The 5,374-nt window shown below is 68.1% G+C and carries 7 protein-coding genes; 4 read left to right on the top strand and 3 right to left on the bottom strand.

From position 1 onward, the window contains the following. A partial coding sequence (locus AC1DYX_RS27125) for a diacylglycerol/lipid kinase family protein (protein WP_477264671.1) occupies positions 1 to 447 on the bottom strand: 447 nt, incomplete at its 3' end. Between the two features lie 262 nt (positions 448 to 709). On the opposite strand from AC1DYX_RS27125, the gene AC1DYX_RS27120 reads away from it, so the two are divergent. After that, positions 710 to 1,357: a TetR/AcrR family transcriptional regulator gene (locus AC1DYX_RS27120; RefSeq protein ID WP_477264669.1), complete on the top strand. Its 648-nt coding sequence runs from the start codon at positions 710 to 712 to the stop codon at positions 1,355 to 1,357. On the opposite strand, the gene AC1DYX_RS27115 is transcribed toward AC1DYX_RS27120, so the two are convergent. Continuing rightward, positions 1,347 to 2,474 (bottom strand): branched-chain amino acid ABC transporter substrate-binding protein, encoded by a 1,128-nt coding sequence (locus AC1DYX_RS27115; RefSeq protein ID WP_477264667.1) that lies wholly within the window; start codon positions 2,472 to 2,474, stop codon positions 1,347 to 1,349. The genes AC1DYX_RS27120 and AC1DYX_RS27115 overlap by 11 nt on opposite strands. Positions 2,475 to 2,605: 131 nt before the next feature. Here AC1DYX_RS27115 and AC1DYX_RS27110 point away from each other — a divergent pair, with 131 nt between their 5' ends. The 3 genes from AC1DYX_RS27110 to AC1DYX_RS27100 all read left to right on the top strand — a co-directional run bounded on the left by AC1DYX_RS27110 (position 2,606) and on the right by AC1DYX_RS27100 (position 4,423). Then, positions 2,606 to 3,448, top strand: coding sequence for a MaoC family dehydratase (locus AC1DYX_RS27110; RefSeq protein ID WP_477264665.1), 843 nt, complete (start codon positions 2,606 to 2,608; stop codon positions 3,446 to 3,448). Between the two features lie 69 nt (positions 3,449 to 3,517). Further along, entirely contained in the window at positions 3,518 to 3,982 is a 465-nt protein-coding gene (locus AC1DYX_RS27105; RefSeq protein WP_477264663.1) for a universal stress protein, read from the top strand. A gap of 6 nt (positions 3,983 to 3,988) precedes the next feature. Beyond that, a complete protein-coding gene (locus AC1DYX_RS27100; RefSeq protein WP_477264661.1) occupies positions 3,989 to 4,423 on the top strand; it encodes a universal stress protein in 435 nt (144 codons plus the stop codon). 145 nt (positions 4,424 to 4,568) lie between these two features. Here AC1DYX_RS27100 and AC1DYX_RS27095 read toward each other — a convergent pair. Next, a partial coding sequence (locus tag AC1DYX_RS27095) for a YaiO family outer membrane beta-barrel protein (protein ID WP_477264659.1) occupies positions 4,569 to 5,374 on the bottom strand: 806 nt, incomplete at its 5' end.

Genomic DNA, 5,374 nt, shown 5'->3' with positions numbered 1-5,374 from the left:
GCCCACGCTCGCGTTGACGAGGAAGATGCGGTCGTTCAGCAGACCGATCTGCACGGGCCGCGCGCGCGCGCGCAGCAGTGCGCGCACGGCGTCGGCCAGGTATTCCGGGATGCCGTGCGTACGGCCGAAATAATTGAATGTGCCCTGCGGCAGCACGCCGAACACGCAGCCGTATTCGACGGCCGCATGCGCGACCGCATTCAGGGTGCCGTCGCCGCCGGCCGCGACGAGGATGGCACCGTCGCGCCCGGCCCGCTGCGCCATCKGGCGCGCGGCATCGTCCAGCCGGGCGCTGTCGTGCACGACGTCCAGTTCACAGGCGCGGCCGGCCGCGCCGAGTACGGCGCGGATCGTCGCGCTGCGCACGTCAGCCTCGGCACGGCCTGAACCCGCGTTGAGGACCACATAGAACGGCGCGTCCACTCGCGCCTCGGGATGGAGCGGCATCGACGGTCTCCAAGGTCGGTGGTTGAACGCAGCCCGCAGCATACCGTATCCATGCCCGGCGCCCCGTCCGTATGCCGCGCTGCAACCAAACGTGGCGAACACAATGTAACACATGGTCGCGCCCCGGAATGGTGCAAACCTATGGTTCCTGCTGCTGGAATCGTGGCTTTGTCAACAATTTTGCTACGCGCGCTGGGTAAGTGAAGCGCTATACTCGCAGCCACAATCATTATCCCGACCCGGTAACGCCGGACAGCACAGCATGAGAATCAGCAAAGAGAAGGCCGCCGACAACCGCGCCGCATTGATCCGTGCGGCCAGCAGGCTGTTCCGCGAACGGGGCATCGACGGCGTCGGCGTGGCGGAGATCAGCAAGGAAGCCGGCCTCACGCACGGCGCCCTGTATGCCCATTTCCGCTCGAAGGAAGAACTGGCGCTGGAAGCCTTGTCGTATGGGCTCGACCAGGCCAATTCGCGCATGTTCTCCGCGACCATGGACGGCATGCCCGACCTCGCACGCTTCCTCGACCAGTATCTCTCGCCCGACAGCCGCGACGAGTACGGCGACCGCTGCGCGATGGCGGCGTCGGCCAGCGAGATCGGGCGCCAGGACAGGGCGATCGGCGCCCGCTTCACGGAAGGCTATATGGTGATGGTGCGCGCGTTCGAGCGCCAGATCGCGGTCAACGACCCGGGCTGCGACGCGCTGTCCCGCGCGATGGTCGTCGTGGCCACGATGATCGGCGCGCTCGCGGTCGCGCGCGGCGCCGCCAAGGGCAACCCGGCCGTGTCCGACCAGGTACTGGAGGCCAGCCGCCGCCTGCTGGACGAGCTGATGCTCGCAGACACGGACGACCGGCGCCCGGTCCTGCCTTCCACCCGACCGTCCGCCGTCAAGTCTATTTCGTGACGCCGATCGGCGTGCGATGCCCGCCCTTGAACGTGTACAAGGTCAGCACGCCGTCGCGGATGTCGCCGTGGGCATCGAACGCGATGGTGCCCGTCACGCCCGGATAGTGCACCTTCGCCAGCTCCGACAGGTATTTTGCCGGGGCGCTGGAGCCGGCCTTGTCCATCGCGGCCGCGATCGCCATCACGGCGTCGTAGGAATATGGCGCAATGATCTGGACGTCGATGCCATAGCGCTTTTTATAGTCGGCGCGGAACTTGTCCATGCCGGCCTTGCCCTTCTCTTCCACGCCCCCCGCCTCGGCGCACACGACCTGGCCGTCCGTCATCGTATTGCCCGACAGCGGTTGCATGGCGTCCGAGCAAATGCCGTCGCCGCCCATCATGCGCGCGTTGATGCCCAACTGCTTCATCTGGCGCAGCATCGGGCCCGCCACGGCGTTCATGCCGCCGAAGAACACGAGGTCGGGGTTGCCGGCACGGATGCGCGTGAGGATGGCGGCGAAGTCCGTTGCCGAGTCCTTGGTGAATTCGCGCGCGACAGGCTGCAGGCCCTGCTGGGCCAGGCTTTTCGTGAATTCCGTCACGAGGCCCTGCCCGTACGCCGTGCGATCGTCGATGACGGCGATGCGTTTCGCGCCCATCTTCGTCACGGCATAGCGGCCCAGCGCGCGGCCCAACTGGACATCGTTCGCCACGACACGGAACGCCGTGTTGTAGCCCAGTTGCGTGTACTTCGGGTTCGTGGCCGACGGCGAGATCTGCGGGATGCCCGCGTCGTTGTAGATCTTCGCGGCCGGGATCGTCGTGCCCGACGTCTCGTGGCCGATCACGGCGTTCACATTCGCATCCGCCAGCTTCTGGGCCGCCGCCGTAGCCGCTTTCGGGTCGCCGCCATCATCTTCCGGCACGAGCACCCACTTGACCTTCTTCCCGGCAATCGTCGCGCCGCGTGCGTTCAGCGCGTCGACCGCCATGCGCGCGCCGTTTTCGCTGTCCTTGCCGAAATGGGCAACCGGACCCGTGATGGCGGCCGCATGGCCGATCTTCACCGTCTCCTGGGCCATCGCCAGGCCAGCGGCGGACAACGCCAATACGCACAACGCTTGCTTCTTCATTCCATCCTCATCTAAAACAGTGATTCTTTATTCCAATTCGATAGGGTAACGCGGATGAGCCAAAGTCACAAGTCTTGCTACCCGACGTAAAATTTCAGGCACAATAGGATTTTGCATCCCCGAAGACCCCGATGACCTCCGACTCACCGTCACCGCTTCCCCCGCTGGGCGCCGCCGTCCTGTTGCGGGCCCTGTTCAAGCACCCGCGCCGGCTGAACGGCGTACCAACACCACGCACCAACTACATCCTCGACCGCATCGATCCGCACCAACTGCGCCGCTACCGCAAGGCCCTCGGGTTCCGCGACGAAGGCATCCCCCTCACCTACTACTATCTGCTGGCCCAGCGCGCCCACGTGGCGACGATGCTGGACGACGCCTTTCCATTTCGCCTGCCCGGTACCGTGCACACGGAAAACGCGTTGCGGGCGCTGGCCGAGCCGCGGCCCGGCGTGCCACTCGTGCTGTCGACGACGGTCAACATCCGCCCGCCGGCCGAGAACGGCGCCGTGATCGCGGCCCTCGAGACCGTCGCGCGCCAGCAGGGCACGGACATCTTCACGTGCCGCAGCACCTATCTGCTGGTGCGCGGCCAGCGCAATCCGCGCCAGGCACGCAAGGACAAGGACGACCTGCCGGTCCTGGCCGGCTGGCGCATCCCGCGCGGCATGGGCCGCGCCTATGCCCGCATCTCGGGCGACTGGAACCCGATCCACCTGTGGACGTGGTCGGCGCGGCTGATGGGCCTGCAACGGCCGATCATCCACGGCATGCACACGCTGGCGCGCGCCTGTGCGGAGCTGGAACAGGCCTGCGGCCGCCGCATCCTCGCACTGGAAGGCCGCTTCCGCGCGCCGGCGCCGCTCGGCAGCGAACTCGTGTTGGGCGCCGACTTGGCCGCGGGCAATTTCGCCGTGGGCGGTGGCGGTCGCGTCGTGGCCGAGGGAAGTTTTCGCACCGCCGATTTGAGATAGATCAAAGATTTTGCATGGCGAGTTCGCCATCCTGATATCGTATCTACAAATACGCTCAGGAGGACCGCCATGTATGACCGCATCCTCGTCCCCACGGACGGCTCCGACATCTCGGCTGCCGCCGAAAAAGCTGCCATCGCATTCGCGCGTGCGCACGGCAGCGAGATTGTCGCCCTGGCCGTGGGACAACCGCAATCGCCCATTGCCTCCGCCGAGGCGGCAATGGCCATCGACCCCGGCCTCGACGACGAAGTGCTGCTCGCCGCCGCCAACGAACGGGCACGCCGCGTGGCCGACGCGTGCGCCGCCGCCGGCGTGACGTGCACCCCGCTGGCGATGCTCGACTATACGCCTGCCGAGGCCATCGTCGCGACCGCCGACAGCCAGGGCTGCGACCTGATCTTCATGGGCTCGCACGGCCGGCGCGGCCTGTCGCGACTGATAGCCGGCAGCGTGACCGAGAAGGTATTGGCCGACGCCAATGTCCCCGTGCTCGTGATGCGGCCGCAGTCGAAGGCCCACGCCCGGGGATAAACCAGCATGTACAAGCGCATCCTCGTGGCCACCGACGGTACCGAGCGGGCCTGCGGACCGGTCCAGGCCGCACTCGGCCAGGCCGGGCTGGGCGGGGGCACGATCGTGGCCGTGCACGTGCTGCTCGAATCGCCCTTCGTCGAGACGGGCGGCGCCGGGCTGCCGGCCTACGACGCGTTCCGTCTGCAGGCCGAGCAGCAGGGTCGCGACGCCCTCGCCTATGTGTGCCGCTGCGCCGACAGCGCGGGCGTGCCGTGCGAGACGGTCCTCGTCCCGGCCGGGCCGGCGTGGGAAGGCATCATCGCGACGGCACACGCGCAAGGCTGCGACCTGATCGTGATGGGCTCGACCCGGCGCCACGGCATGGCCGCGCGGCTGCTCGGCAGCGAGACGCAACGGGTGCTCACCCACTGCAATCTGCCGGTGCTGGTCGTGCACTGAAGCGCGGCAGTCCCGTAGGGTGGGCACCCCTGTGCCCACGCAGAAGTTTCCGATTCGCCTGCGTCCGCGTGGGCACGTCTCATTTGAGGCCCCCGGCCTCAAATGCCCGCCCTACCGCCCGGCAGACCGGCCCGGCCGGCGAGCGTCACCAGCGGCGATACAGCGCGACGGTCAGGCCGCGTTGGTTATCCGCGTCGCTGGCGCGCGAGAAACTGGCGCCCACGCGCGTGCCCCAGGCCGGGGTCCAGTAGCGCACCCACGTGACGCTGCCGCCGCCGGAGCGGCTCTGGCCGCCGACCAGACTCAACGGATCGTCGCTGCGACCGCTGTTGACGGTCGCTTCCGCATACGTATCGGCATCGCCCTCATAATACCAGCGCGCCAACAGGCGTTCGCCGGTGCCGTGCGAGCCGGCCGAGACGATGTTCTGGTGACGCAGCTGGAGGTACCAGTCGCCGGTGTATTTCGCGATGGTCACGCCATAGATGTTGACGCGCGACGCAAAGCCGAGGACATCGTCGCTGACCGACGCTTCCCAGCCGTTGCCGAGCGACTGGTACAGCTCCGCACGGCCGGCGTTCGCGGGGAACAGGCGCGCGGCCGCGCCGCGCTGGTAGCGCAGGTTCGCGTAGGCGCCCGACCACAGGTTCGCATACCCATCCAGCGCCCAGGCGTAATCATGCTGGCCGAAGCGGTGCGCGCGCAAGGTCTCGAACGCGAGCGAACCGCCCTTCGTGTAATGGCGCACGCTGGCCGTCTGGTCGTTCCAGCGCGGCGCGGCGCCCACGTCCGTCCAGCCCGACGACAGGCTCGCGGCCCACGTGTAACCGGCTGCGATCGTCGCGTCCGGATTGCCGGCGCGCGGTTGCAGCGCGTCCGCCAGCGCATCGAATGCGTCGCCGCTGCCGCCGAGCGCGCGGGCCCGGCCCAGGTCCGCGCGGGCCTCCGCGC

It is taken from the genome of Massilia sp. P2_C2 (assembly GCF_056404615.1).
This window is presented reverse-complemented; position numbering and strand designations above follow the sequence as displayed.

Coding starts and splice junctions, on each gene's coding strand:
- AC1DYX_RS27120 (WP_477264669.1), top strand. CDS start 710: ATGAGAATCAGCAAAGAGAAGGCCGCCGACAACCGCGCCGCATTGATC.
- AC1DYX_RS27115 (WP_477264667.1), bottom strand. CDS start 2,474: ATGAAGAAGCAAGCGTTGTGCGTATTGGCGTTGTCCGCCGCTGGCCTG.
- AC1DYX_RS27110 (WP_477264665.1), top strand. CDS start 2,606: ATGACCTCCGACTCACCGTCACCGCTTCCCCCGCTGGGCGCCGCCGTC.
- AC1DYX_RS27105 (WP_477264663.1), top strand. CDS start 3,518: ATGTATGACCGCATCCTCGTCCCCACGGACGGCTCCGACATCTCGGCT.
- AC1DYX_RS27100 (WP_477264661.1), top strand. CDS start 3,989: ATGTACAAGCGCATCCTCGTGGCCACCGACGGTACCGAGCGGGCCTGC.